Here is a 25951-nt window from a genome sequence, read left to right as displayed (position 1 = left end):
ACGTACGATGTACTCGGAAAGGGCCTGCCATGAGCGACCCGGTCATTGCCGTACGCGGCCTGTCCAAGGGCTTCGGCGCCACCACGGCGCTCGACGGACTCGAACTCGACGTCCCGGAAGGGGCGGTGTGCGGCCTGCTCGGCCCCAACGGGGCGGGGAAGAGCACCCTGGTGCGGATCCTCGCGACGCTGGTGCGTCCGGACCGGGGGTCGGCGCGGGTCTGCGGGCACGACGTGGTGAAGGAGGCGGCCGCCGTGCGGCGGCGGATCGGGCTGGCCGGGCAGTACGCCGCCGTGGAGGAGGGCGTCACCGGCCGGGAGAACCTCGAACTGCTCGGCCGGCTGCACCACCTGGGCGCCGCCGCCGCCCGCGCCCGGGCCGCCGAACTGCTGGAGCGCCACCGCCTCACCGACGCCGCCGACCGCCTGGTGCGCGGCTACTCCGGCGGCATGCGCCGCCGGCTCGACCTGGCGGCCAGCCTGATCGCCCGCCCCCGGGCGCTGTTCCTGGACGAGCCGACCACCGGGCTCGACCCCCGCAGCCGACGCGAGATCTGGTCCGCCGTACGGGAGTCGGCCGAACAGGGCACCACCGTGCTGCTCACCACCCAGTACCTCGACGAGGCCGACCGGCTGGCCGACCGGATCGTCGTGCTCGACCGGGGCCGGACCGTCGCCGACGACACCCCCGCCCGGCTGAAGTCCGCGATCGGCACCCTGGTCGAGATCGTCCTCCCCGACGGCGCCGACCCGGAGCGGGCCCGCGCCGTACTGGCCGCGCTCACCGGCGGCCACCCCGCCACCGACCCCGAACACGGCCGGCTGAGCGTCGTCTCCGACCCGGCCCGGCCGCTCGCCCTGCCGCGCCTGGTACGGGAGTTGGACGCGGCGGGCGTCACCGCCTCGGACGTCGCGCTGCGCACGCCGTCGCTGGACGACGTCTTCCTCGCGCTGACCGGCGCGGGGGCCACCACCGCTTCGAGCCTCGGGAGCGCGGCGTGAGCGTGACGACGATGCCGCTGGACGCCGCCGCCTCGGCCCGGCGGATCCTGCTGGTGTACCGGCACTCGCCCGGGCTGCTGGCGTCCTCGCTGCTGGTGCCGGTCGCCATGGTCGGCGTGTTCGGCTACGTGTTCGGCAGCGCGATGAGCGTGCCGGGCGGCGGAGGCTACCGGGAGTTCCTGATGCCCGGCCTGTTCGCGCTGGTCGCGCTGAACGCCGTGCTGCCCGCGATGGTCGGCGGGGCCCGGGACGCCGGGCGCGGCGTCACCGACCGGCTGCGCTCGATGTCGGTGTCCCGGCTGGGCCTGCTCACCGGGCAGGCGCTCGCGGACCTGCTGGTCGCCGCCGCCGTCCTGGTGCCGACCGCGCTGATCGGCCTGGCGGCCGGCTGGCGGATCCGGAGCGGGCCGGGCCCCGCGCTCGGCGCGTTCGGGCTGCTGCTGCTGTTCCGGTTCGCCTGCGGCTGGCTCGGCACCGCGCTCGGCCTGCTCGTCGGCAAGGAGCAGACGGCCGGCCAACTCGGCGCCCTGACCATCCCGTTCGGCATGCTCACCAGCGCCTTCGTGCCCACCGGCGGGATGCCCGGCTGGCTGGCCGCGCTCGCCGAGTGGAACCCGGTCAGCGCCGTCACGGAGGCCGGCCGGCAGCTCTTCGGCAACCCGTCCGCGCCCGGCGGCGCCTGGCCCGCGCAGCACCCCGTGGCGGCGGCGCTCGGCTGGTGCGCCGTGCTGCTCGCGTGCGCCGTGCCGCTCGCCGTCCGGAGCTTCGCCCGCTCGGGGCGCTGAGACCGCCGTCCTGGGGCGCCCGTACCGTCCGGGGTTCGTCCCGGGGCATTCCGGGGCGTTCCGGGGCGTTCCGGGGGCGTTCCGGTGCGTGGAGACCGCGCGGGTGCCGAGACCGGACGGGGGTCGAGGCGGCTCGCCGGGGAGGTGTCTGGTCGGACGGGTCCGTCCGTCCGGCCGGACACTGGACAAGCGGGCCGGTGCGGCGGAGGGTGGGATCATGGAGTACACCCACCTCGGCCGCACCGGCCTGTCCGTCTCCCGGCTCTGCCTGGGCACCATGAACTTCGGCCCGCACACCGTGGAGGCCGACGCGCACCGGATCATGGACGCCGCGCACGGGCACGGCATCAACTTCTTCGACACCGCCAACGTCTACGGCTGGGGCGAGAACAAGGGCCTCACCGAGACGATCATCGGCAACTGGTTCGCCAAGGGCGGCGGCCGGCGCGAGAAGACCGTGATCGCCACCAAGCTGTACGGCGACATGGGCGACTGGCCCAACGAGGGCAAGCTCTCCGCGCTCAACATCCGCCGTGCCGTGGACGCCAGCCTGCGCCGCCTGCAGACCGACCACATCGACCTCTACCAGATGCACCACATCGACCGGGACACGCCCTGGGACGAGATCTGGCAGGCGATGGAGGTGCTCACCCTCCAGGGCAAGATCATCTACGTGGGCTCCTCCAACTTCGCCGGCTGGCACCTCGCCCAGGCCCAGGAGACCGCGAAGGCCCGCAACTTCCTCGGCCTGACCAGCGAGCAGTCGCTGTACAACCTGATCGAGCGCAGCGTCGAGCTGGAGGTGGCCCCCGCCGCCCAGCACTACGGCCTCGGCCTGATCCCGTGGTCCCCGCTGCACGGCGGCCTGCTCGGCGGCGTGCTGCGCAAGGAGCGCGAGGGCGTCCGCCGCGCCTCGGGCCGCGCCCTGGACACCCTGAACGAGCGCCGCGAGCAGATCCAGTCCTACGAGGACCTGTGCGAGGAGATCGGCCACGAGCCCGGCGACGTCGCGCTCGCCTGGCTGCACACCCGCCCGGCCGTCACCGCCCCGATCATCGGCCCCCGCACCGAGGAGCAACTCGACGCGGCGGTCCGCTCGTTGGACGTCGAGCTGGACGCCAAGACGCTCGAACGGCTGGACGCGATCTTCCCCGGCCACCGCACCGCGCCCGAGCACTACGCCTGGTGAGCCCGCGGGCGGCTCGGCGCACCCGGTGCGTGCGGCACGCGCGCGGCACGCTTCCGGGGGCGTCGGGCCGCCCGCCCGCCCGTTCGTTCGCCCGCTCGCTTGCCCGCTCGCCGTTTCGCCTGCGGTCGGGAGCGCTCAGAAATACACCGCGCAGCCGCGCTGTTCGAGGGCTTCGACCAGTCGCGGGGCGGGCGGGCGCGGAGTCCAGCGCAGGTCGAGCTTCTCCAGCGAGGGGAGTTCGGCCAGCCAGTCCGGGGCCTCGGTCAACGGGTTCCCGCGCAGGTCGAGTTCGCGCAGCACCGGCAGCGCCGCCAGTGCGGGCGGCAGCACGGTCAGCCGGTTCTCGCGCAGTTCGAGGCAGCGCAGTTCGCGCAGCCCGGACAGCGAACCGGGCAGCTCGGTGAGGGAGTTGCCGCGCAGCCGCAGCTCGCGCAGCCGGCTGAGGGAGCCAAGCCCGGCCGGGAGGGCGGTCAAGTGGCAGTTCTGTGCCCGGAGTTCGAGCAGGTGTGCCAAGTCGCCGAGAGCGTCCGGGAGTTCGGTGAGCGGGTTGTCGCCGACGTTGAGGTAGCGCAGTCGGTGCAGGCGGCCGAGGGAGGCGGGCAGCGCGGTCAGCCGGTTGTCGTGCAGGTAGAGGAAGTCGGTCAGCCCGTCGAGGCCGCCGATCCAGCCGGGGACGGCGGTGAGCGCGTTGTGCCCCAGGTCGAGCGTCCGCAGCCGGGGGAAACCGCCGACGGCGTCCGGGAGTTCGGTCAGCGCGTTGTCCGCCAGGATCAGCACCTCGGCGTCCGTCCGGGCCCACACCTCGTCCGGCACGCTGCTCAGGCCCGCGCGCCACAGGTTCACCGTCGCCCCGCTCACCGCGACCGCTCCGGGCGGCGCGCGGCGGACGGGGTGGCGGACGGGACGGCGCAGGAGATGGCGGGTGGGGTGCGGGTCTCGGTCAAGACGGCTCCAGGGGAAGGGCGTTGGAGGGTGCGGGCAGGACGGACGATACTGCGGGACCCCGGGGGCGTGGGCGGCCGCCCGTTCAGGCGGCGAGCTCCCGGGACTTCCCCGCCCAGCGGACCACCAGCGGCATGGCCAGGCCGGCCGCGACGAAGACGCCGCCCATGACCAGCCAGCCCGGCCCGCCCCAGCCCAGGCAGAGCAGGCCGAGCAGGCCCGGGGCGACGGTGTAGCAGAGGCCCATGCCGAGGCCGAACACGCCGGAGTACTGCCCCTGCGCGTGCGCGGGGGCCAGCCGGAACCGCAGCTCCAGCGACCCGGCCGCGTGCCACAGCGCACCCGCGGTGTGCACGGCGACGCCCGCCGCCATGACCGCCGCGGCGGCCCACCCCGGCAGGCCCGCGGCCGTCGCGATCACCGCCATGCCGACCAGGAACGCCAGCCCGGCGCGCCGGGTGGCCCGGGCGGCGACCCGCCCGCCGCTGACCCCGCGACTCGTCCGGACCTGGAGGACGACCACCATCACGGTGTTGACGGCGAGCGCGACGCCGGTGAACCAGCGCGGCGCCTGGGTGTGCAGCACCACCCACAGCGGCAGGGCGTAGGTCACCACCTCGCCCTGGATCCACAGGATGCCGTCCAGCACGACGAACGCCAGGTACGGCCTGTCCCTGAGCGCGATCCACCGGTTCGACGCGGTCGGCGCGGGCAGCGGCTCCAGCGCGGGCACCCCGCGCACGACGGCCGCGCAGCCCAGGAAGGTCAGGGCGTTGGCGACGATCAGCGCGCGGTAGGCGGAGCCGGAGTCGAGCTGGATCACCACGCCGGCGGCCAGCGCGCCGAAGGTACTGGCCAGGAAGGCGGTCGAGCGCAGGTAGGAGCGGAACCTCGGCACCTCGTCCCCGCCGAACCGGCGGATCATCGGGCCGCGCGCCGCACCCCCCGACGCGCCGGCCAGGTCGGTCACCGCCACGGACAGCACGAACGCCACGAACGAGTGGGCGAACAGCAGCGACAGCATGGCGGCGGCCTGCACCAGCAGGGAGGCCAGGAAGACGCCGCGCGGGCCCCGGCGGTCGGCGAGGTGCCCGACCGGCGGGCCGGCGAGCAGGCCGACCAGCCCCGCGATCCCCAGGCCGAGACCGACCTGCCCGATCGGCAGGCCGATCACCCGCAGCGCGTACAGCGGCGCCGTCGCCAGGAACGCCGCGGTGCCGAGCTGGTTGACGAACCCGCCGAGGGCCAGCCGGCGCCGGGGCCCGGGTTCGAGGAGTAACCCGCGGCGCACCAGCCAGGGCCGGCGGTCCGGGGCGTGGCTCTTCCGGTGGGACGGCGCGTCGGGGGAGGGGGCGTCGGGGGAGGGCGTGTCGGGGGACAGGGTGCCGGTCTGGCTCACGTGCTGCTCCTGGGCGTTGGGCACGGCGGGGGCGGGGCGCGGTGCGGAAACGGGCCGCGGTGCGGCACAGTACCCGGCAGCGGGTCGGGGGTCGGGCGCTTCAGCTGGGTCCGGCTTCCTCGGTGGGCGGTTCAGGGGGCGGTGGCGCGGCCGAGGACGTTCCGGCAACCGACGGCCGGGGCCTGGTCGCGCGGGCGCGCGGGTGGTGTCGGGGCGGCCTTCCGGGGGAGTGGGGGAAAGTGCGCCAGGATGGCGGGGTGAAGCCGATCAGCCATCAGGTGCCCTACTACTCCCAGTGGGAGTCGCCCGAACTCGTCCCCGACATCCTGGACGGCACGCTCCGGGCCGCCGACGACCCGCTGTGGGAGCGCTCCGGGGCCGCCGACGAGGAGGAGTACGAGTACTGGTCGTGGCGGCTGTGCGGGATGGCCTGCCTGCGGATGGCGCTCGACCACTGGTGGGGTGTCGCTCCCGCCGCCGTCCGCCTCGCCGAGGAGTGCCGGCTGGCCGGCGGGTACGTCCGGCACCCCGACGGGCGGCTCGACGGCCTGATCCACGGCCCGTTCGCCGGGTACGTCCGCACCCGCTGGGGGCTGCACGCCGAGGCCGTCAGTCCGCTGCCGGCCGGGCGGGTCGCGGCCGAACTCGCCGAGGGGCGGCTGCCGATGCTCTCGGTCCATCCCGGCATTCGCACGCTCGCGCCCGAAGTCCCGCGTACCGGGGGCCATTTGGTGCTCGCGGTCGGCGCCGACGACGACGCTCTGCTGATCCACAACCCGTCCGGGTTCCCCGACGGTTCGCAGCGGTACGCCCGGGTGCCCTGGGGCGACCTCGACCGCTTCTACGCGGGGCGCGGCATCGTGCTCGGTCCGCCGCCGTACTGAACCCGGCTGCGGGGCAGGGGGGTTCGGCGGACCGCGGGGTGGGGGCGAGGGCCCTGAGGGGCTTCGAGGGGGCTCCGAGGAGGCGGAGTGCTCCGGCCGGGCGTCGGGGTGCGGGCCGAGCGGCGTCCGGCCGGGGCGTACTGCCCTGGCGTCAGGCCGCGTTGGGGAGGCCGATCGGGGTGCTCGCCGGGAGGTCGGCACGGCAGGCGGCGGCGATCGGGCGCAGCGCGGTGAGGAGCTCGTCCAGCTCGAAGCGGTGGAAGTGGGTCGTCCAGACCCGGGAGGCGGAGAGGTCGGTGGCGGCCTCCAGGGCGAGGTGGCGGCGGCGGCCCCCGATGGTCAACGAGCCGTCCGGGGCGAGCCACTTGCGGTCGATCAGGCGGGCGGTGGCCTCGTCCCACTCGGTGTCGCTCCAGCCGCGCTGCGGCTGCAGGGTCTCACGGCGGGTGTCGAGGGCGCAGCGGACGACCAGCGCCTCGCAGCCGTCCAGGCCCTCGGCGACCAGGGCGGCGACGTGCCCGTCGCCGCGGTGCTCGCGCAGGACGGTGGTGGCCTGCCAGAGCCGGGCCAGGCGGTCGTCCGGGCGGGGGAGTTCGGCGTTCGCGGCGGCCAGCACGCGCCCCCAACAGTCGAGGCCGTCGACCGCGCGTTCCAGCAGCTCCACCGAACGGTCGATCAGGTCCGGCTTCACGTCCACCAGGACGCGCCGCAGGGCGCCCGTCGCACCCTCGACCCGGGCCTCCAACGCCCGCTCCGGAGTCACCAGCGACCAGACCTCCGGCAGCGCCCGCTCGACCATCTGCGGCGCGAAGTTGAAGAACGCGGTCACCACCGGCGCCGCGTCCACCGCCCCCAGCGGCGCCGAACGCCCGCCGAAGTAGCCGCGCCAGTAGCCGCGCAGCCCCGCCGCCTCGTACGCGGCGCGGGCCTCGGGGGAGAAGTAGGTGAGGGCGTGGACCGGCTCGAAGAGCCACCAGAGGGCACGTGCGGGGTGGACGACCTGGGTCATCGGACGCCTTTCGTGAGGGGCGAGCAGCGCAGAATCCGCCTGCTCTGGGAGCCTGCCAGAGTGCGCCGACACCGGAAAGGGAAAGTGTTTCGGGAGTGTGAACACTTCGGCAAACCCCTTCCGAAAGCGCCCTCCAGTAATCCTTTAGAGATGTTTCCGGGGCCTCCGGGTGCTTCCGCGAGGGGCCGGTGAGGTGCGGGTGAGGTGCCGGGGAGGGAGCCGCGGCAGGCAGGGGATGATGGTCGGGGGCGGTCGCACCGGCCGCCCGCACGGACCGAGTCGTGAAGGTACCCCCGCCATGGCGCAGATCAACCCGAGCATCCTGTCCGCGGACTTCGCCCGCCTCGCCGACGAGGCCGAGGCGGTGCGCGGCGCGGACTGGCTGCACGTCGACGTGATGGACAACCACTTCGTCCCCAACCTCACGCTGGGCGTGCCGATCGTCGAGTCGCTGGCCCGCGCCACCGGCACCCCGCTCGACTGCCACCTGATGATCGAACAGCCCGACCGCTGGGCCCCGCAGTACGTCGAGGCCGGCGCCGGCTCGGTCACCTTCCACGTCGAGGCCGCCGCCGCACCCGTCCGCCTCGCCCGGGAGATCCGCGCCAAGGGCGCCCGCGCCTCGATGGCACTGCGCCCGGCGACCCCGATCGAGCCCTACGAGGACCTGCTGCCCGAGCTCGACATGGTGCTGATCATGACGGTCGAACCCGGCTTCGGCGGCCAGGCGTTCCTCGACATCATGCTCCCGAAGATCCGCCGCACCCGGCAGCTGATCGACAAGCACGGCCTCGACCTGTGGCTGCAGGTCGACGGCGGCGTCGCCCCCGCCACCATCGACGCCTGCGCCGAGGCCGGCGCCGACGTGTTCGTGGCCGGCTCCGCGGTGTACGGCGCGGCCGACCCGGCGGAGGCCGTCCGCGCGCTGCGGGCCCAGGCGGAGGCGGCGAGCGCCGAGGCCTGGTGGTCCTGCAAGCACTGAGGCCGGGCGCGAGGCGCCGGGCGCTGCCGGGCGCGGGGCGCGGGGCGCGGGGTGCGGGGCGCGGAGGGGCGGGCGCGAGGCGTCGGGCGCTGTCGGGCGCTGCCGGGCGCGGGGCCGGTGGGCGGCCGATACTGGCGGGCATGAGCAACCTCGACCTGCGACCCGCCCCGGCCGTCTGCGGGCGGCAGGCCGCCACCGGGCCCGTCAAGGACCTGCTGCCCGGCCGGAACGTCCCGCTCGGGGAGTCGACCATGGTGCGGCGGCTGCTGCCGAGCCTCGGCCGGCGGATGGTCGGGGCCTGGTGCTTCGTCGACCACTACGGCCCGGACGACATCGCCGCCGAGCCCGGCATGCGGGTGCCGCCGCACCCCCACACCGGCCTGCAGACCGTCAGCTGGCTGCACGAGGGGAGCGTGCTGCACCGGGACAGCCTCGGCAGCCTGCGGACCGTACGCCCCCGCGAACTCGGGCTGATGACCGCCGGGCGGGCCGTCTCGCACTCCGAGGAGTCCCCGCGCGAGCACGCGCCGCTGCTGCACGGCGCCCAGCTCTGGGTCGCGCTCCCCGACGCGCGGCGGCACGTCGAGCCCGCCTTCGAACACCACCCCGAGCTGCCCGCCGTCACCGCCGGCGGCCTGCACGCCCAGGTCATCCTCGGCACCCTGGACGGCGCGACCTCGCCCGGCACCACCCACACCGCGCTCACCGGCGCCGACCTCACCCTGCGCGAGGGCGCCGCGCACCGGCTGCCGCTCGACCCCGGCTTCGAGTACGCGGTGCTCGCGATGAGCGGCTCCGTCGACGTCGACGGGGTGCCGGTCGAACCGGGCGCGCTGCTCTACCTGGGCTGCGGCCGCCGCGAACTGCCGCTGCGCGCCCGCACCGACGCGGCGCTGCTGCTGCTCGGCGGCGAACCGTTCGAGGAGCGGATCGTCATGTGGTGGAACTTCGTCGGCCGCTCGCACGAGGAGATCGCGCGGGCCCGGCTCGACTGGGAGCGGGGCGACCGGTTCGGGGAGGTGCACGGCTACGACGGGGCCCGGCTGTCCGCCCCGGAGCTCCCGGACGCGCCGCTCACGGCCCGCGGGAACCGGGACTGACCCGGCCGGAACCCGCGGACCGCGCGGACGGGTCAGCGGCGGCCCCGGCCGGCCCGGGAGATCAGCAGGGCGGCGATCAGGGCCAGGCCGTTGAAGACGTCCGGCACCCAGGCGGGCGCGCCCATCATGGTGAGGCCGGAGATGCCGATGCCCAGGGTGAGGACGGCCAGCACGGTGCCCACCACGTTGAGGTGCCCCCGGCGGGAGACCACCGCGCCGAGGAAGACCGCCGCGATCGAGCCGAGCATCACCGCACTGCCGCCGTCCGGGCTCGCCGACTGCAGGCGCGCGGTGTTGAGGACGCCCGCGAGCGCCGCGACCACCGAGCCGGCCAGCAGGCCCGCCGTCACGTAGCGCCGGGTCCGCACCCCGATCAGCTCCGCCGCCGCCCGCCCGGTGCCGCTCGCCCGCATCCGCCGGCCGTACGGGGTCCAGCTGATCACGTACGCCAGCACGCCCGCGACCGCCGCCGCGTACAGCACCAGGAGCGGCACGCCGGCCACGGTCGAGGCGACCAGGTCGTTGAAGCCGTTCGGGATGTTCCGGTACAGCGTCAGGCCGCCGGTGACCAGTTGGGCGAAACCGGTCAGCAGCGTGGTCATCGCCAGGGTGGCGATGAAGGAGTCCACCCGGAACCGGACCACCAGCAGGGCGTTCACCGCGCCGATCGCCAGCGCCGCGCCCAGGGCCAGCGCGACGGCCGGCCCGGTGCTCCAACCCCGGCCGTAGGCCCAGGCGGTGAGCACGCCGCTGACCGTCATCACCGCGCCGATCGAGATGTCGATCTCGCCGACGGTCGCCGAGACCAGCGCGGAGATCCCGACGATCACGGTGATCGACTGGGTGTAGAGGATGCTCCGGGCGTTGATCGCGGTGTCGAACTGCCCGTGCCGGGCGATCGAGAAGAACAGCACGAAGGCCAGCAGCAGGCCGGCCAGCGACCACTGCGCGGCGATCCGGCCGACCGAGCCGGCCGCGCGCCGCGTGGCGGTGGCGGCGCCGGTCGTGGCGGCGGTGCCGCTGGTGGGGGTGAGGGTGCTCATGCGGCGGTCTCCTCCGGGCTGGCCGGTACGGGCGGGCTGGTCGGTACGGGGGCGGTGGCGCCGGTCACGGCGTGGAAGAGGGCGTCGCGGCCGGTGCCGTCGAGGTCGAGCACGGCGGAGGGGCGTCCCCGGTCCAGGATCAGCACCCGGTCGGCCAGCTCCATCAGTTCGTCCAGGTCGGAGCCGGCCAGCAGCACCCCGGCGCCCCGGTCGCGCAGCGCCCGCACGGTGCGGGCGACGTGCTCGCGGGCGCCGATGTCGATGCCCTGGCTCGGCTCGTCCAGGACCAGCACGGCGGGCCGCAGCCGCACCGCCCGGGCCAGCGCCACCTTCTGCTGGTTGCCGCCGCTGAGTTCGGCCAGGACGGCCTCCGGCTCGGGCGGCCGGATGTCGAACTCGGCGATCAGCCGTTCGGCCTCGGCGCGCTCCAGCCGGCGGCGGAGCAGCCCCCGGCGGGTGACCGGCCGCAGGTCGCCCAGAGTCAGGTTCTCCCGGACGGTCAACCCCAGCAGCACGCCCTCGCGGTGGCGGTTCTGCGGCACGCTCGCGATCCCGGCGGCGAGCGCCGCGGCGGGCCCGCCGAACCGGTGCTCGGTGCCGTTCAGCAGGATCCGGCCGCCGGTCGGCCGCTGGGCCCCGGCCAGGATCCGGGCGAGTTCGCTGCGCCCGCAGCCCACCAGGCCGGTGACGCCCAGCACTTCGCCGGCGTGCAGGTCCAGGTCGACCCCGCGCAGCCGGGCGCCGGTCAGGCCGCGGACCGAGAGCAGCGGCGCCCCCGCCCGGTCCGCTCCGGCGCCCGGGCCGCCCGGGGCGCGCTCGAACGGGCGGCCGGTCAGCTGCTCCACCAGCAGGTCCGCGGTCAGGCCGGCATTGGGCTGGTCGGCGACCAACTGCCCGTCGCGCAGCACCAGGACGTGGTCGGCCACCTCCAGCACCTCCTCCAGCCGGTGCGAGATCAGCACGACCGAGGCGCCCTCGGCGGTGAGCCGGCGGACGGCGGTGTAGAGCCGGGCGACGTCGTCGGCGGCGAGCGCGGCGGTCGGCTCGTCCAGGAAGACCACCGGCCTGACCCCGGGCGGCACGTCCCCGAAGACCCGGGCGACCGCCAGCATGCCCTGCTGGGAGGCGGACAGGTCGGCGACGTGGGCGTCGGCCCGCACCCGCACGTCGAAGGCCGCCAGCAGCCGGGCGGCCCGCTCGGCCTCGGCGCGCCGGGAGACCGGGGCGAGCGCCCGGCCGGTCCCCTCCAGGGTCAGCGCCAGGTTCTCGGCGACCGTCAACTCCCCGACCAGACCGAGGTCCTGGTGCAGGAAGCGGAGGCCGGCGGCGCGGGCCCGGGCCGGGTCCAGCGGCAGCGGGACGTCCTGTCCGGCGATCCGCAGCCCGGTGTGCGCGGCGGGGTCCGGTGTGTGCACCCCCGCCAGCACCTTGACCAGGGTGGACTTGCCCGAGCCGTTCTCGCCGAGCAGCGCGGTGACCGTGCCCGGGCGCAGCCGGAAGGACAGCTCCCGGAGCACCCGGTGGCTGCCGAAGGACTTCGACAGGCCGGTCAACTCGATGGAGTGGTCCGTCACTTGACGCCCCAGAGGGTTCGGTAGTGGCCGGCGTAGTCGTAGCCGCCCTCGTACCGCTGCCCGGCCGGCGGCAGGTTGTCCGCGGTGAGCAGCCGCACCGGGACGCCGTCGTCCTGGGGCAGCGGGACCTTGTTGAAGATCCGGTTGAGGTCGTCGAACGCGGCCCAGGTGGCCCAGCCGTAGGAGACGGCGACGTCGCCGATCTGGCCCTGGCCGTTGCGGATGAAGTCGAGGTTGGGGGCGTCGCCCTCGTGCGAGATCTGCGGGGCCTTCGAGGCCAGCCCGGCGGCCCGGACGGCCGGCACGGCGCCGATCGCGATGCCGTCGAACTCGTCCCAGACCACGTTGACGTCCGGGTGGCCCTGGACGAACGCCACGGCGGCCTGGCCCAGTTGGGGCGAGCCGATCAGGCCGTCGGCGATCTGCTGCTCGGCGGTCACCGAGCCGCCGCCGTGCTGGGCGAAGTAGTCCTTGATGCCCTGGATCTCCTGCTGGTTGGAGGAGTTCGGCGAGGCCCGGAACAGGCCCAGGCGGGCCTGGCCGCCGGTGGCCAGCACCGCCTCGGCGGCGGCGAGCTGGCCCTGGAGGTAGTAGTGGTAGTCGACGATGTGGGTGATGCCCGGGTTCTTGGTGTTGAGGTCGGTGGTGCCGATGGTGAAGTCGATGTGCGGGATGCCGGAGGCGGCGATCTGGGCCAGCGCCTGGCTGTCCGCGTCGGCCTCGGTGACCTGCGAGATCAGGCCGTCCGGCTTGAGCTGCAGCGCCTGGGTCACGCCGGCGTTGAAGTCCTTGCTGACGTCCACCGCGACGAACTTCCACCCCAGGGCGGCGGCGGCCTGCTTGGCGGTCTCCACCACGTAGGAGTTGGTCTCGGAGAAGGTCCAGCGGTTGAGGAAGACGATGGTCTTGCCGGGGGCGACCGGCGGCGAGGAGGTCGGGCCGGTCCAGGCGGCGGTGGTGCTGGTGTAGGCGGCGGTGAACTGCTTGGCGGCGGCGACGGCCGGGTTGGCGGCGGCGTCGTTGCCGGCGGCGGCCTTGGCGGGCGCGGTGCCGTGGTCGGGCCGGGCGCAGCCGGCGGCGGTGAGCAGGGTGGCGGTGGCGGCGAGGGCGACGAGCGGGAGCAGGCGGGAGCGGGGCATGGCACGGGTCCTTGTCGAGTGGAGTGCGGGGAACGGGCGGACGGGCGCGGTGGGCGTGGTGGGCGCGGTGGGCGCCGTGGGCGCCGTGGGCGCGCTGGGCGTGGTGCGGGTGGTGCGGGTGGGCGTGGTGCGGGTCGTGCGGGCGGTCAGTGGTCGAGGTCGAGCAGCGGGAAGAGCAGTTCGGCCGTGCGGTGGGCCTCCTCGATCAGCGGGAAGCCGGAGAGGATGAAGTTCCGCACGCCGTGCGCGCGGTACTCGCGGATCCGGGCGGCGACGTTCTCGGCGCTGCCGACCAGGTAGGTGCCGGAGGCGGGGGAGACCACGTCGAAGCCGAACAGGCTCGGGCCGGTCCAGACGTTGGGGTGCACCTCCAGGTCCCGGACCTCGGGCAGCCGGCCGGCCCGCAGGGCGGCGAGCCGGCGCTCCACCCGGGGGTCCTCGATGCCGAACTCCTCCGGCCGGAAGCCCTCCAGGGTGCGGCCGCGCAGGTTCCAGCCGGCCAGTTCGACGGCGGTGGCGTGGCTGGTCCGGTGCAGCAGCTCCTCGGCGTGGGCCCAGGCCTCCTCCTCGGTGGGGCGGACGATCAGCTGGAACCGGGTGCCGAACTCCAGCCGGCGGCCCAGCGCTTCGGCCTGCGCGCCGACCCGGGCGAACTTGGCGCCGAGCCGCTCGGGGGTGTCGGCGAAGCTGAGGTAGGTGTCGAGCAGCCCGACCGAGTGCGCCACCCCGGCCGGCGAGGTGCCGGCGCCCCACAGCGGGACGGGCACCGGGTCGTTCGGCCAGGGCGACAACGGGCCTTCGTCGTCCGGGCGTTCGGCCAGGTGCAGGTGGGTGCCGCGGATCTCCTGGTGTTCGCCGCGGTGCACCCGCCGGTAGGCGTCCCAGTACTCGGCGCTGAACGCGTAGCGCTCGTCGTGCGGGTGGTGCACGCCGTAGCCGGCCAGCGTGGCGTCCTGGCCGTTGACCACGTTGAAGAGCAGCCGGCCGCCGGAGAAGCGCTGCACGGTGTCGGCGATCTGGGCGAGCTTCGCCGGGGAGTGCAGCCCGGGGTAGACCGCCGGGAGGAACCGCATCCGCCCGGTCTCGGCGAGCAGCGCGGCGGCCACGGTCAGCCCGTCGTCCCGGCCGGTGCCGAGCAGCGCGCCGTAGTAGCCCAACGAGTCGATGGCGCGGGCGAGTTCGCGCAGGTGGCCGAAGTCGGTCGGCCAGCGGCCGGCCGGCTCCCAGGGGGTCGGGCCGTCCGGGCTGGTCAGGTACCAGAGCAGGCGGACGGCGCCGTCGCGGTCGGTCATCGGTGGTTCTCCTTGGTACGGCCGTCGGTGCGGTCGTCGGTGCGGTCGTCGGTACGGCCCGCGCGGGGCCCGGGGGTGCGGTCGGCGCCGCGGATCAGGTCGGCGGCCCGTTCGGCGACCAGCAGGCTGGGCGCCATGGTGTGGCCGCGGGTGATCACCGGGATCACCGAGGCGTCGGCGACCCGCAGGCCGCGGACGCCGCGGACCCGCAGCTCGGGGTCGACCACCGCGTCCGGGTCGTCCGGGTGGCCGATCCTGGCGGTGCCGACGGGGTGGAAGACGGTGTCGGCGGTGGCCCGGACGTGCGCCTCGATCAGGGCGTCCGAGGCGTCGGCGGGCAGGTTCCGCTCGGCGGTCCAGGGCCGCAGCGCGGGCTGCTCGGTGGTGCGCAGCGCGGCCCGCACCCCGGCGACCAGCACCGGGAGGTCCCGGGGATCGGTCAGGTAGCCGGGGTCGAGCAGCGGGGCGGCGAGCGGGTCGGCCGAGGCCAGCCGGAGCCGGCCTCGGCTGTGCGGCTGGAGCAGCACCGGCGCCACCAGGTAGCCGGCCCGGTCCGGGTGGTCCTGGTCGGCGCCGGTGCCGAGCAGGAACTCGACGTCCGGGGCGGCCAGTTCGGGGTCGGTGCGGAGGAACGCCACGCCGCCGCCGGCCAGGTCGCGCAGCGGGCCTTCGCGGTGCCGCTCCCAGCGGCGCAGGTTCTCCGGGGTGGGCAGCGGAGCGGGCAGGTCGGTGGTGCCGGGCGCGGCCCGGCCGGTGACCGGCACCCGCAGGTGGTCGTGCAGGTTCCCGCCCACGCCGGGCAGGTCGACGCGGACCGGCAGGCCGAGCGCGCGCGACCGCTCGGCCGGGCCGATGCCGGAGAGCAGCAGCAACTGCGGCGAGCCGATCGCGCCGGCGGCGAGCACCACCTCCCGCCCGGCGTGGAAGCGCACCTCCCGCCCGGCGGCGTCCAGCGCGCGCACCCCGGTGGCCCGGTCGCCGTCGAAGAGCAGCCCGAGCACCCGGACGCCGGTCCGCACGGCCAGGTTGCCGCCGGCCGCGTTGCGGTGGGCCAGGCTCAGGTAGGCGGCGGCCGGGGTGATCCGCTCCCCGTCGACGAAGATCATCTCCTGGGTGTCGACGCCCTCCTGGCGCGGCCCGTTGACGTCCGTGCGGCCGCCGAACCCGGCCTGCTCCAGGGCGAGTTCGAGGGCGTCCCAGAGCCGGCCGCCGGGCCCGGCCGCGCGCAGCCGCAGCGGGCCGCCGGTGCCGCGCCAGGGAGCCGGGCCGCGTCCGCTGTCCTCGATCCGGCGGTAGAGCGGCAGCAGCGCCTCCCAGGACCAGCCGGGCCCGCCGAACCCGGCCCAGGCGTCGTAGTCGGCGGCGTTGCCGCGGATCCAGCCGCCCAGGTTGAGCGCGGACGAGCCGCCCAGCACCCGGCCGCGCGGCCACGGCACCCGGCGTCCGCCCAGGCCCGGCTGCGGCTCGGTGCGGTACTGCCAGTCGATCGCGCTGCCGAGGGTCAGCGGCCACAGGGCCGGGGCCAGCGCCTCGCGCTGGGTCAGCTCCCCGCCGGCTTCGAGCAGCAGCACGCTGGTGCCGGGGTCCTCGGCGAGCCGGGCGGCGAGCGCGGGCCCGGCCGTTCCGCCGCCGACCACGAGGTAGTCGGCCTGCTGGATGGTCATGCTGGTGGTTCTCCCTGTCGGTGAACTTCGCTGTCCCGGGCGGGGGTTCAGAGCTGGACGTAGACCGACTTGGCCTCGGTGTAGGCGTGGATCCACTCCCGGCCGTGCTCCCGCCCCAGCCCGGACTGCCCGAAACCGCCGGAGGGCGCGGAGAAGTCGTGCACCCCGTAGGTGTTGACCCAGACGGTGCCTGCCCGGAGGTCCCGGGCGAACCGGTGGGCCCGGCTGACGTCCCCGGTCCAGACGCCGGCGGCCAGGCCGTACGGGGTGCCGTTGGCCAGCCGGAGCGCCTCCTCCTCGGTGTCGAACGGCAGCACCGTCAGCACCGGCCCGAACACCTCCTCCTGGGCGATCCGCGCCTGCGGGTCCACGCCGGTCAGCACGGCCGGGGTGAGGTGGTGGCCGGGCAGCTCGGGCCGGGTCGCGGCCAGCAGCTCGGTCGCGCCATCCGTTCGGGCCTGGTCCAAGTAGCCCAGTACGCGCCGGAGTTGGCGGTCCGAGATGAGCGGGCCGAGCCGGCTGGCCGGGTCGGTGGCCGGGCCGGGGCGCAGCCGGGCGGCGTCCGCGGCGATCCGCTCGGCCAGCTCGCCGGCGATCGAGCGGTGGGCCAGCAGCCGGGTGCCGGCGAAGCAGATCTGCCCGGAGTGCTGCCAGGCCGTCGCGCCGGCGGCCTGGGCGGCGGCCGCCAGGTCGGCGTCGGGGAAGACGATGTTGGCGCTCTTGCCGCCGAGTTCGAGCAGCACCCGCTTGACCGTGCCGGCCGCCGCGCGCTGGATCGACTGGCCGGTGCGGGTGGAGCCGGTGAAGCCGACCAGGTCCACCCCCGGGTGCTCGACCAGCGCGGCCCCGGTGCTCCCGTCCCCGGTCAGCACCGCGAGCACGCCCTCCGGCAGCCCGGCCTCCCGGACCAGCCGGGCCAGCAACTGGGCGCTGAGCGGCGTCTGTTCGGCCGGCTTGAGCACCACGCTGTTGCCCGCCGCCAGCGCCGGGGCCAGCTTGAAGGCGGCCATCAGCAGCGGCATGTTCCACGGCACGATCGCCGCGACCACGCCCAGCGGCTGGCGCAGCGTGTAGCCGTGCAGGTCGGCCGCGGTCGGGTTGACGTCCCCGTAGAGCCGCCCGGTCCAGCCCGCGTAGTGCCGGAAGACCTCGGCGGCGACGTGCGCCAGGTGGTCGGAGGTGGAGCGCAGGATGCCGGCGTCCACCGACTCCAGCAGGGCGAACTCCTCGGCGTGCCGCTCCAGCAGCTCCGCGACCCGGTGCAGCACCGCGGCCCGCCGTTGGTGGGGGAGCGCGCTCCAGCGGCCGTCCGCGAAGGCGGCCCGGGCGAGCAGCACGGCCCGGTCCACCTCGACGGGGCCGGCCAGCGGCACCTCGGCGAGCGGCGAACCGTCGGACGGGTCCTCGACGGCCAGGGTGCGGCCGGAGACCGCGGTCAGGTCGTCCCGGTCGCCGATGAACAGGCCGGGTCGGGAAGCGAGGAACTCCCGCAGGGCGGGCGTGAGCGAGGGAGACATGTCGACCTTCGGTGCGATGACGGGTCGTCACCACGCGGGAAACCACGCGGCGCGGTGGGAGGCGGCGGAGGAGCCGGTCAGCGGTGGGCGGGCCGGCCGGCGGGCCGGAGGGCGTCGCGGCGACAGCGGCGCGACGACACCGCGCGCACCGGGCTGAACAGGCGAGTTGTGGTCATCGCGGACTGCTCCCCTCCGGTGCGGCGTGATCAAGTGCTGGCGTGAGGAGGCTGGCACGCCGACCGGGCGGCCAGCAAGCTTTCCATATCATGGGATCTGCTACGTGACAGACACTTCATGCCGGGCAACGATCCCGCCACATCCGCGCAACCAAGGCGCCCTCCGGACACGGGCGCGGGCAACGGGCACGGGCTGGGGCGCGGGCGGCGGGCGAGGCGTGGCTGCGCGAGTGGCGGGGGCCGCGAGCCTAGAGTGGCCTGGACGGATCCTTTCCGCACGCCGACCGGGAGCAGCAGATGGGCGAGACGACGCAGCCCGAGATCACCGACGCCAGGGACGCCAACCGCTACGAGGCGCGGTTCGGGCAGGAGTTGGCGGGCTTCGCGCAGTACATCCGGACACCGGAGCTGATCGCGTTCGTGCACACCGAGGTGGATCCGCGGTTCGAGGGCCGGGGCGTCGGCGGGGCGCTGGTGCGGGCCTCGCTGGACCGGGCGCGGGCGGAGGGGCTGGCGGTGCTGCCGACCTGCCCGTTCTACGCGGGGTGGATCGGGCGGCACCCCGAGTACGCGGACCTGGTGTACTCGGCGCGCAGCGCCGTCAGCGACTGAGCGGAGCAGGGCGGGGCGCGGCGGGGCAGGGCAGGGCGGGGCAGGGCAGGGCGGGGAGCGGCAGGGGGAACGGGGCGGGCCCGGCGACGGTGGGTCGCCGGGCCCGCCCCGGGGAGAGTGGGGGAGGGCCGGGGTCAGCTGTCGAAGCCGAGGCCGAAGCGGTCGAGGGTGCGCAGCCACAGGTTGCGGTGTCCGGCGTTGGCGTCGGCGCGGTGCAGGGCCCACTGGGTGATGCCGATGCCCACCGAGCGGACCGGCTCGGGCGGGAAGGGCAGCGGCTTGCGGCGGACCATCTCCAGCGCGGTGCGCTCGGTGCGCTCGCCGGCCAGCAGGTCGAGCATCACCTCGGCGCCGAAGCGGGTGGCGCCGACGCCGAGGCCGGTGTAGCCGGCGGCGTAGGCGACCCGGCCCTGGTGGGTGAGGTCGAAGAAGGCGGAGAACCGGGTGCAGGTGTCGATCGCGCCGCCCCAGGCGTGGGTGAACCGCAGGCCCTCCAACTGCGGGAAGGTGCGGGCGAAGTGGCGGGCCAGGGTGGCGAAGGTCTCCGGCCGCTGGTCGCGTTCGGCGCTGACCCGGCCGCGGTACTGGTGCACCACGTCGTAGCCGCCGAACAGGATCCGGTTGTCGGCCGACAGCCGGACGTAGTGGAAGTGGTTGTCGCTGTCGGCCCAGCCCTGCCGGTTCTTCCAGCCCACGGCGGCCAGTCGGGCGTCCGAGAGCGGCTCGGTCATCAGCGCGTAGTCGTAGACCGGCACGGTGTACGGGCGGTGGCGGCGCAGCAGGGACGGGAAGGCGTTGGTGGCGAGGGCGACCCGCCGGGCGCCGATCCGACCGTACGGGGTGCGGACGGTGACGCCGGTCGGGGAGGCGTCGAGCGAGGTCGCCGGGGTGTGCTCGTACAGGCGGACGCCCAGGTCGAGGCAGGCGCGGCGCAGGCCCCAGGCGAGTCGGGCCGGGTTGAGCATGGCGACGCCGTCGCGGTCCCAGACGCCGCCGAGGAAGGTCGGCGAGTCGATCTCGGCGCGCACCTCGTCGCGGTCGAGGACGTCGAAGCGGGTGCCGTGGCGGCCGGCGAGTTCGGCGAACTCCCGCAGTTCGGCGACCTGGTGGGGTTCGGTGGCGACGGTGAGGGAGCCGCTGCGCCGCCAGTCGCAGTCGATGCCGTAGCGCTCGACGGCGTCCTGCATGGCCTCCAGGTTGGCGTGGCCCAGGCGTTCCAGGGCGGCGAGCTCGTCCGGCCAGCGCTGGTGGCCGTTGGCGAGGCCGTGGGTGAGGCTGGCCTCGCAGAAGCCGCCGTTGCGGCCGGAGGCGGCCCAGCCGGTCTCGCGGCCCTCGATCAGCACGACGTCGCGCGCGGGGTCGCGCTCCTTGGCGATCAGCGCGGTCCACAGGCCGCTGTAGCCGCCGCCGACCACCAGCAGGTCGCACCGGGTGTCGCCGGTGAGGGCGGGGCGGGCCGCCGGGCGGTCGGGGTCGTCCAGCCAGAACGGGGTGGGCTGGGCGTCCCGGAGGGCGTGGACGGGGTCGGCGGCCATGGCGGAGGGCTCCTTCGCGGTGCATGGGGGTCTCCGGGCCCCGGAGCGGAGACGGCGGGGCCCGGGCCCCGCCATCAGAACGCGCGGGCGGCATTAACGTCAATGGCGTTGACATAAGGCTGCCGGGAGCCTTCGCCGCGCGGGCGGGGAGGGCGCGACGGGAGAGGCAGGGGTCTCCGGCCGTGCGGGTGCGAGGGCGCCGGCGGGCTCGGGGCTGCCGGCCTCCAGGACACCCGCCCCCTGCGGTAGGCCCCTCGCGGGCGCCGTGCACCGCGTCCGGGTCGGCTGCGTCCGCGACCTCGACCCCGGCGCCGACCGGCAGCGGCGCGAACGTGACCCGCTGCGCGGCGCCCGGGGGGCCGAGAATTACTGATGGATCGTCAATTCCATTGTCAGGGACGGCGAGTGGCGATCAGCGTGGCGAAGTCCGGCGCCAGCCGGACCTCGGTCACCGACAGCGCCGGGTGGTCGTACCAGACGGTGCGGCCGGTGTCCGGCTCGCCCCGGTAGGTCGGCGGCCAGGCGGTGAGCGGGGTCAGGTCGTCGACCACCAGGGTGCCGCCCGGGGTGAGCAGCCGCTCCGGATCGGCGGCCGCCGTCTGCTTGCCGTTGCCGCCCCCGTCCAGCACCAGCAGGTCGAACGGGCCGCGCTCGTGGATCCGGCTCCAGTCGCCGTGCAGCACCTCCAGGTCGGGCACGTCGGCGAACAACTCCCGTACCGCGTCCACGAGTCCGGCCTCCCGCTCGACGCTCACCACCCGTACGCCGGGCCGCCGGCCGGCCAGCAGCCAGCCCAGGCCGACACCGCACCCGGTGCCGGTCTCGCCGATCACCCCGCCGTCCGGGCCGGCGCCCGCCGCGAGGGCCCGCAGCAGCCCGCCCTGCTCCGGGCGGCAGGACTTGGTGAACCCGAGCCGCTGCGCCAACTCGACCGCCCGGGCGACCGGTTCGGGCAGGGCGGCGGTCTGGTCGGCGTAGGCGGCGGTACCGAGAATCGACATGCCGTCACCCTAGCGTGGCACAGGGTGACGGCATGGGGTGGATGGCGCGGACCGGCGGCCGGTGCCGGTGATCAGTGCCGGCGACGGCGGCGGGCCAGCAGCAGCGCCCCGGCGCCCAGCGCGCACAGGCCCAGCGCGGCGGCGCCCAGCCCCAGCGGGTTCCCGCCGGCGCCGGTGTCCGGCAGCGGCGGGACGGGCCCCGGGGAGGTGGGCGAGGCCGAGGTGGGCGCGGGGGAGGGGGTCGGGGTCGGGGACGGCGTGGGAGTGGGCTCCTCGGACATGGTCGGGGTCGGGGTGGGGGTCGGGGTGGGGGAGGGCGACGGGCTGGGGCTGGGGCTGGGCGACGGGCTCGGGCTCGGGCTCGGACTCGGGCTCGGACTCGGGCTCGCGCCGGTGCAGTTGGCGTGCACCTCGCCGAGCCGGGTGCTGGTGACCGCTCCGGTGTACACCTGCCGCCCGCCGAGGTCGTTGAAGGTGCCCGAGATGTCGATGTCCAGCCACGCCTCGGCGGTGTACCCGGCCACCTGGGTGGAGGGCACCGCGTGCTGCGTGACGGTGACGTCCAGGGTGGACGGCCCGATGTCGTTGCGGCCGAGGTCCGCGCCGGTGATCGCCAGCCGGGTGGTGCCGGGGCCCACCCGCTGCCCGAGCACGGTGATCTCGTCGTTGTCGGTGTGGTTGTAGGCCAGCGCGTACGGGCCGAACGGCGGCGGCACGCACTCCGCGTAGGAGTCCAGGGTGGCGACCGCCTCGCTCCGGGCCGGGTCGATCGGGGAGATTCGCAGCAGTTCCCGCCGTCCGTTGAACCAGACGACCAGGTCGGTGAGTTGGGCCTGGGCGAAGTACTTGGCGGTGGCGGTCTGGGTCATCGTGGTCCGGGTGGCGATGCTGATCCGGGACAACATCCCGTCCGGGTCGGACGAGAAGTCCGCCATGTCGGTGTCCGGCACCGTGCTGGAGCTCGCGGTGCCGTACGCCCCGTGGTACGCCGACAGGCCGATCGCCGGCACGTCCTGGTTGGTCAGCTGGACCAGCGTCGCGCTCGCCAGATCGCCGGGCGCCGCGTTCGCGGGACGGGCGGCGGGCAGCAGGACCGCCGCCGCGACAGTGCCGGTGGCGGCGAGGACGGCGGTGGCGGCGCGCAGCCGTGGCGCGCGGTTCCGGTTCGTGAGGGCCATCGAACAGACATAGCAGGGTATAAGCCGCAGAACGGACGCGGCGCGCCCGGTGCCGCCCGGGCGCTCCCCGCCGGACGGGCGCCGCCGCGGCCGGACGGCGCACCGGGTTCGTGTGCGACACTTCCAGGCGGTCCGGACACCCCCTCGGGCGTACGGCGGACGCGCGGGGCATGAGCATGAGCACGAGTACGAGCACGGGAGCAGGCTGGTGGAGCGGCAGGACGACACCGACGCCCGGGACGGTCGCGACCGCGACCGTGGCTGTGGCCGCGACCGCGTCCTGGCCGCCCTCGCCGAACGGCGGCGCACCGGCAGCCGGCCCGGCGAGCGCGCCGACGGCCTGCGGATCGCGCTCGCCGTCGAGGGCGGCGGCATGCGCGGCATCATCTCCGGCGGCATGGCCCTCGCCCTCCACGAGGCCGGCCTGACCGGCGCCTTCGACGCCGTCTACGGCGCCTCCGCCGGCGCCCTGACCGGCGCCTGGCTGCTCAGCGGCGACGCCGGCCAGTTGGCGGGCTGGGCCGACGCCGAGTACGCCCGGGCGATGGTCCGGCCCGGCAACGTGCTGCGCGGCCGGCCGGTCGTCGACCTGGACCACCTGGTCGAGCACCTGTACGCGCACGTCGCCCGGATGGACTTCGACGCCATCCTCGCCAACCCCACCACCCTGCACCCGCTCGCCACCCACACCCGCACCGGCGCCTCCACCGACCTCCACCCGCTGCTCACCGACCCCGTCCGGCTCCGGCTCGCGCTGCGCGCCAGCGCCGCCCTGCCGCTGCTCGCCGGGCCGCCCGTGGAGATCGACGGCAGCCACTACTACGACGCCGGGCTCGCCGAGTCCGTCCCGTTCCGCACCGCGCTCGCCCAGGGCGCCACGCACGTCCTGGTGCTCCGCTCGCGCGGCCCGCTCCCGGCCGCGGAGACCGCCCCGGAGACCGTCGCGGCCGGCCCCTCGCGCGGCTCCCGGCTGATCGCCCGGACGGTGCTGCGCCGCTACCCCGCGCCGCTGCGCGACTCCTACCTGGCGCGGGCCGAACGGCTGCGCGCGGACGAGGAGGCGCTCGGCCGGCACGACCTCGCGCCGCCCGCCGCCGGCCCCGCCGTGCTCTCCGTCCGCCCCGGCCCGGACGCCCCGAGGGTCGGTCGGCTGGCCCGCGACCCCGTGCTGCTGCGTGCCGCGCTGGAGGCCGGGCAGGCGGCGATGGACGAACTGATCGCCCGGCTGCCCTGACCCGCCCGCTGCCCGTTGCCTGCTGTGCGCGGCGGACGTGGCGGGCGCGGCGGGGACGCCGGGCGGCGGGCGGTGCGTTCAGCGGGCCCGGCGGAGCAGGACGCCGCGGCTGCCGGGGGCGACGGCGCGCTGGGCGGGCAGCGGGGCGGCCAGGTCGACCTCCTCGACCAGCAGCCAGCCCTGCTGCGCGGAGAGCCACGGGCGCAGCCGGAGGTCGAGCGCGGGCGGGGCCAGGGCGACGAACAGCAGGTCGGTGGGGAGGGCGTGCAGCAGTTCCAGGTCCTGGCCGGCCCGGAGGGTGTCGATCAGCAGGACGGCGCCGAAACGGCGGCGGACGGGCGGCGGGGCGGCCAGGTCGGCCCCGCTCAGCCGGAGCCGGGTCCGGCCGCGCAGCCGGTCCCAGAGCCGGGCCCGCAGCGCGGGGTCGGGTTCGGCGGCGTGCACGGTGTAGCCGGCCCGCAGCAGGCGTCCGGTCAACGCGCCTTCGCCGGCGCCGAGTTCGGCCAGTGCCCCGCTGCCCGGCGGCCGGTGCCGGGCGACCCAGGCGGCGGTGGCGTCCAGCCGTTCGGCCTCGTACTCGCAGGCGACCAGCGTCTCGGCCACGGCCACGTCCCGTCACAGGGGTCCAGGTGGCCGCAGATGCGGGCCGTTACCGACCCTAGCCACCTGCTTCGTTCGTGGTCCATACCAGTACGCCGAAAAGTTTACGGTTCACGGTCAATTCACGGGGGTGCGGCAGAGTGCAACAGGTCGGACCGCGTGGCGACTTGACCACACGCCGGTCAGCGGTCAGCGGCCGGAGAGCCGAGTGCCCCCGGCCGCCCGGCGGTGCCCTCGGCGGGGCGGTCGCGCGGGTGCCGGGGGCACTCGGTCGGTTCTGCCGGGCGCGCGGGGCGCCCGGGCGGGGTCACTCGGAGGCTTCCTCGTAGCCGTTGACGCCGTCCATCTCGTCGACGCCGTCGAGTTCGAGGTCGTAGTCGTCGTCGTAGCGGCCGTCGGACTGGCCCGCCGGCTCGTGCTCGGCCGGGGAGTGGCGCTGCGGGGTGACCCGGCCGAACTGCATGTTCGGGTACATGGCGCCGGTGGACGGGTCGACGCCGTTCAGGCCGTCGGGGCCGGTGGTGCCGTCCTGGCCCGCGCCGCCGCCGTTGGCGCCGGTGCCGTGGCCGGCCGAGCGGCGGGCGTTGCGGACGGCGGAGTTGCCGCCGACCGGGCCGTAGCCGCCGCCGTGGCCCATCGCCATCGCGCCCATCATGCCGCCCGGCGGCATCGCGCCGCGGCTGACGCTGTTGGTCGAGGTGCCGGGCGAGCCGGAGCCGCTGCCGCCGCCGGAGCCGCCGCCGTTCTCGGAGTTCTTCTGGGTCTCGATGCGGGTGCCGACCCGGCTGCCGCTGCTGCCGCCGTTGCCGGGCATCGCGAGCCGGGTGGCGAAGCCGCCCCCGAGGACGCCGCCGGAGCCGGAGCCGCCCGAACCGCCGGAGCCCCCGCTGCCGGAGCCGCCGCCGGACCCGCTGCCGCCGCCACCGCCGTGCGAACCGGGCAGCAGCGGCTCCTTGAGGCCGAGCGTGTTGATGCCGGAGCCGCTCCGGCCGCCACCCCCGCTGCCGCCGCCGATCGGGCCGAGCTTGGGCATCAGCGAGGCGAACGAGGCGAGCCCGGCGTCGCCGCTGAGGCGCGGCGAGTTCAGCGGGGCGGAGAGCGCGCCGCCCGTCGTCGCGTTCGGGCTGAGCGGGTTGGAGGCGAACGAGGTGAGGCTGTTCAGCACCGTGCGGTTGCTGTCCTCGTTCTCGTTCAGGTTGCCGGCGAGCCGGTCCATCTTGCCGGCGGTGTCGCGGTACGAGGCGAGGATCCGCTTGAGCACGTCCTCGGCGATGGTCTGCAGGATCTTCTGCGCGGCCTCGATGACCAACTTGCCGAACTTGTCGCCGGATTCGCCCATCCGCAGGCTCTGCACGATCCGCTTGAAGCTGTCGCCGTGCGACTCGATGTCGTCCGCGCCGCGGCGCAGGCCGGTCGCGCACTCGGCGAGCTGGGCGAGGTCGATGTGGAAGCCCTGGCCGTTGGAGTTGCTGGCCGGGGTGGGCAGGATCTTCTGCGCGGCGTTCACGATCATGTCCTCGATCGGCCGGGTGATGGCCTGGGCGAGTTTGCCGACCGCCGCCTGCAGCAGCTGGTTCATGATCTCGCGGCCCAGCCGCAGCACCGCCGCCGCGCTCCACGGGCCGGTGGACGACGCTGCCGCCAACTGGGCCTGGATGGAGAACAGTTGCGTGATGGACTGGGTCTTGGCCAGCTCGACCACCACCGCCGCCGCGCGCAGCACCTTGGCCACCGTGTGGCAGATCTCGGTGATCGTCTTGGAGTACTTGGTGATGGTGCTCCACAGCTCGGAGAGCCGGTCCGCGGAGTCGCCCTGGTACACCTCGTGCAGCATGGTCAGCGCTTTGTCCGCCGTCATCTGGGCGCTGTCCAGCGCCCCGGCGAACTTCTCCAACTGGTCGGCCAGTTGGTGGAGCTCGTCCTCGTTGGCGCCCGGAAAGCGCACGCCGAGTAGCCCGATGAGCTGGTTGAGCCCCGGTGGTAGTTGCACAGCCATTGCCGCCCCCAGCTGCTGCCCGCGGTAAGTCCCTGATCGCGCAGTGCGACGATACACACAGCGGACGACATCGACCACCTGAGCGAGCCGGTTGCGGGC

At 75.5% G+C, this 25951-nt stretch carries 22 protein-coding genes; 8 read left to right on the top strand and 14 right to left on the bottom strand.

The genetic code is table 11. The annotated features are described in order from the left end of the window. Nucleotides 1-29 precede the first annotated feature (29 nt). The 3 genes from KSE_RS06655 to KSE_RS06645 all read left to right on the top strand — a co-directional run bounded on the left by KSE_RS06655 (nt 30) and on the right by KSE_RS06645 (nt 2975). Entirely contained in the window at nt 30-1001 is a 972-nt protein-coding gene (locus KSE_RS06655) for a daunorubicin resistance protein DrrA family ABC transporter ATP-binding protein (protein ID WP_014134520.1), read from the top strand. Beyond that, complete coding sequence (locus tag KSE_RS06650) at nt 998-1786, top strand: ABC transporter permease (protein ID WP_014134519.1); 789 nt, start codon at nt 998-1000, stop codon at nt 1784-1786. The genes KSE_RS06655 and KSE_RS06650 overlap by 4 nt, the downstream gene beginning before the upstream one ends. A 217-nt stretch (nt 1787-2003) precedes the next feature. Continuing rightward, a complete protein-coding gene (locus KSE_RS06645; protein WP_014134518.1) occupies nt 2004-2975 on the top strand; it encodes an aldo/keto reductase in 972 nt (323 codons plus the stop codon). Between the two features lie 135 nt (nt 2976-3110). Here the strand turns inward: KSE_RS06645 and KSE_RS06640 are convergent, their stop codons facing one another. Both KSE_RS06640 and KSE_RS06635 read right to left on the bottom strand, forming a co-directional pair. Next, a complete protein-coding gene (locus KSE_RS06640) occupies nt 3111-3833 on the bottom strand; it encodes a leucine-rich repeat domain-containing protein (protein WP_014134517.1) in 723 nt (240 codons plus the stop codon). Between the two features lie 169 nt (nt 3834-4002). Further along, nucleotides 4003-5316 (bottom strand): MFS transporter, encoded by a 1314-nt coding sequence (locus KSE_RS06635; RefSeq protein WP_231873134.1) that lies wholly within the window; start codon nt 5314-5316, stop codon nt 4003-4005. A 257-nt stretch (nt 5317-5573) separates the two neighbouring features. On the opposite strand from KSE_RS06635, the gene KSE_RS06630 reads away from it, so the two are divergent. Then, a complete protein-coding gene (locus KSE_RS06630; protein ID WP_231873133.1) occupies nt 5574-6200 on the top strand; it encodes a C39 family peptidase in 627 nt (208 codons plus the stop codon). Between the two features lie 151 nt (nt 6201-6351). Here the strand turns inward: KSE_RS06630 and KSE_RS06625 are convergent, their stop codons facing one another. Beyond that, a complete protein-coding gene (locus KSE_RS06625) occupies nt 6352-7209 on the bottom strand; it encodes an SCO6745 family protein (protein WP_014134514.1) in 858 nt (285 codons plus the stop codon). A gap of 298 nt (nt 7210-7507) precedes the next feature. Here KSE_RS06625 and rpe point away from each other — a divergent pair, with 298 nt between their 5' ends. Beyond that, nucleotides 7508-8191 carry a ribulose-phosphate 3-epimerase gene (gene rpe / locus KSE_RS06620; protein ID WP_014134513.1) on the top strand — a complete coding sequence of 228 codons (684 nt, stop codon included), beginning with the start codon at nt 7508-7510 and terminating at the stop codon, nt 8189-8191. 140 nt (nt 8192-8331) lie between these two features. Continuing rightward, nucleotides 8332-9291 (top strand): pirin family protein, encoded by a 960-nt coding sequence (locus tag KSE_RS06615; protein WP_014134512.1) that lies wholly within the window; start codon nt 8332-8334, stop codon nt 9289-9291. Between the two features lie 32 nt (nt 9292-9323). On the opposite strand, the gene KSE_RS06610 is transcribed toward KSE_RS06615, so the two are convergent. The 6 genes from KSE_RS06610 to KSE_RS06585 form a co-directional block, all read right to left on the bottom strand. Beyond that, entirely contained in the window at nt 9324-10334 is a 1011-nt protein-coding gene (locus tag KSE_RS06610) for an ABC transporter permease (protein WP_014134511.1), read from the bottom strand. Then, nucleotides 10331-11908, bottom strand: a complete 1578-nt coding sequence (locus tag KSE_RS06605; RefSeq protein WP_014134510.1) for a sugar ABC transporter ATP-binding protein — start codon at nt 11906-11908, stop codon at nt 10331-10333. Before KSE_RS06605 ends, KSE_RS06610 begins: the two co-directional genes overlap by 4 nt. Continuing rightward, complete coding sequence (locus KSE_RS06600; protein WP_014134509.1) at nt 11905-13047, bottom strand: sugar ABC transporter substrate-binding protein; 1143 nt, start codon at nt 13045-13047, stop codon at nt 11905-11907. The genes KSE_RS06605 and KSE_RS06600 overlap by 4 nt, the downstream gene beginning before the upstream one ends. Nucleotides 13048-13193: 146 nt before the next feature. Beyond that, nucleotides 13194-14339, bottom strand: coding sequence for an LLM class flavin-dependent oxidoreductase (locus tag KSE_RS06595; protein WP_014134508.1), 1146 nt, complete (start codon nt 14337-14339; stop codon nt 13194-13196). Then, entirely contained in the window at nt 14336-16003 is a 1668-nt protein-coding gene (locus tag KSE_RS06590) for a GMC family oxidoreductase (protein WP_014134507.1), read from the bottom strand. The genes KSE_RS06595 and KSE_RS06590 overlap by 4 nt, the downstream gene beginning before the upstream one ends. A 47-nt stretch (nt 16004-16050) precedes the next feature. After that, the gene (locus KSE_RS06585; RefSeq protein ID WP_014134506.1) at nt 16051-17520 is read right to left on the bottom strand and encodes an aldehyde dehydrogenase family protein; all 1470 of its coding nucleotides are present in this window, start codon (nt 17518-17520) and stop codon (nt 16051-16053) included. Between the two features lie 473 nt (nt 17521-17993). On the opposite strand from KSE_RS06585, the gene KSE_RS06580 reads away from it, so the two are divergent. Continuing rightward, nucleotides 17994-18308 carry a GNAT family N-acetyltransferase gene (locus KSE_RS06580; protein ID WP_014134505.1) on the top strand — a complete coding sequence of 105 codons (315 nt, stop codon included), beginning with the start codon at nt 17994-17996 and terminating at the stop codon, nt 18306-18308. A gap of 134 nt (nt 18309-18442) precedes the next feature. On the opposite strand, the gene KSE_RS06575 is transcribed toward KSE_RS06580, so the two are convergent. The 3 genes from KSE_RS06575 to KSE_RS45680 all read right to left on the bottom strand — a co-directional run bounded on the left by KSE_RS06575 (nt 18443) and on the right by KSE_RS45680 (nt 22022). After that, on the bottom strand, nt 18443-19843 hold the full coding sequence (locus KSE_RS06575) for an NAD(P)/FAD-dependent oxidoreductase (protein WP_014134504.1): 1401 nt from the start codon (nt 19841-19843) through the stop codon (nt 18443-18445). Between the two features lie 392 nt (nt 19844-20235). Further along, on the bottom strand, nt 20236-20844 hold the full coding sequence (locus tag KSE_RS06570; protein WP_014134503.1) for an O-methyltransferase: 609 nt from the start codon (nt 20842-20844) through the stop codon (nt 20236-20238). Nucleotides 20845-20915: 71 nt separating this feature from the next. After that, nucleotides 20916-22022 carry an LPXTG cell wall anchor domain-containing protein gene (locus KSE_RS45680; protein ID WP_014134502.1) on the bottom strand — a complete coding sequence of 369 codons (1107 nt, stop codon included), beginning with the start codon at nt 22020-22022 and terminating at the stop codon, nt 20916-20918. A gap of 208 nt (nt 22023-22230) precedes the next feature. Here KSE_RS45680 and KSE_RS06560 point away from each other — a divergent pair, with 208 nt between their 5' ends. Then, nucleotides 22231-23256, top strand: a complete 1026-nt coding sequence (locus tag KSE_RS06560) for a patatin-like phospholipase family protein (RefSeq protein ID WP_014134501.1) — start codon at nt 22231-22233, stop codon at nt 23254-23256. Nucleotides 23257-23334: 78 nt separating this feature from the next. On the opposite strand, the gene KSE_RS06555 is transcribed toward KSE_RS06560, so the two are convergent. Both KSE_RS06555 and KSE_RS45675 read right to left on the bottom strand, forming a co-directional pair. Next, nucleotides 23335-23859: a methyltransferase domain-containing protein gene (locus KSE_RS06555; RefSeq protein ID WP_051738452.1), complete on the bottom strand. Its 525-nt coding sequence runs from the start codon at nt 23857-23859 to the stop codon at nt 23335-23337. 304 nt (nt 23860-24163) lie between these two features. Continuing rightward, the gene (locus KSE_RS45675) at nt 24164-25801 is read right to left on the bottom strand and encodes a WXG100 family type VII secretion target (RefSeq protein ID WP_051055116.1); all 1638 of its coding nucleotides are present in this window, start codon (nt 25799-25801) and stop codon (nt 24164-24166) included. Between the last annotated feature and the right edge of the window lie 150 nt (nt 25802-25951).

The organism is Kitasatospora setae KM-6054, from assembly GCF_000269985.1.
In the GTDB taxonomy this organism is placed as follows: Bacteria; Actinomycetota; Actinomycetes; order Streptomycetales; family Streptomycetaceae; genus Kitasatospora; species Kitasatospora setae.
Note: the sequence above shows the minus strand (reverse complement) of the source record. Positions and strands in the feature narration are given on the sequence as shown.